We start from the raw sequence: 470 nt of genomic DNA, 5'->3' as shown, positions 1-470 counted from the left end.
TCTGGTTCCATATCTGGGCCCTGGGGGAGGGAGAGTACTCCGCCCGGGAGCTGGCCCAGGAGCTGGAGATGAGCCCGGACGCCGCCGCCCGGGCGCTCCGCCTCCTGAGCGAGCGGGGGCTCCTCGAGGTGGTGCGTCCCCCCGCCGGGTCCAGGGCGGGGGCTTACCGGGTGGCCCGGAGGTTTCCTAGCGGGCCTCCCACTTCCTCTCCGGGTCCAGCCTGAGCACCTCCCCTTCCCACCGCACCGCTTCCCAGTTGGCCAGGAGGTCCCTGGCCCTCGAGGCCGTGGTGTGAAGCCGCTCCCTCACCCCGGGGCCGTCCTCTCCCCAGAGGGCCAGGGCCGCCTCCCGCCAGGGGAGGGGGCCCTCCTTGAGGAGCAGGGCCAGAAGCGCGAAGGCCTTCCCCGAGCCCTCCAGCGGCACCTCCCGCCTGCCCACGAGGAGGCCGGGGGGGCTTTCCCGCAGGACCA

1 protein-coding gene and 1 pseudogene are annotated in these 470 nt (G+C 74.3%); one reads left to right on the top strand and one right to left on the bottom strand.

What is annotated here, in order from left to right; genetic code table 11:
• Positions 1-224, top strand: a 224-nt coding sequence (locus ACYQ0J_RS00535; RefSeq protein WP_460170262.1) for a helix-turn-helix domain-containing protein, incomplete at its 5' end; no start/stop codon positions are given.
• Here ACYQ0J_RS00535 and ACYQ0J_RS00530 read toward each other — a convergent pair.
• Positions 187-470 (bottom strand): annotated as a pseudogene (locus ACYQ0J_RS00530) (tetratricopeptide repeat protein); the annotation flags it as partial. The gene ACYQ0J_RS00535 and the pseudogene ACYQ0J_RS00530 sit on opposite strands and share 38 nt — an antisense overlap.

Source organism: Thermus sp. FJN-A (assembly GCF_054655095.1).
This window is presented reverse-complemented; position numbering and strand designations above follow the sequence as displayed.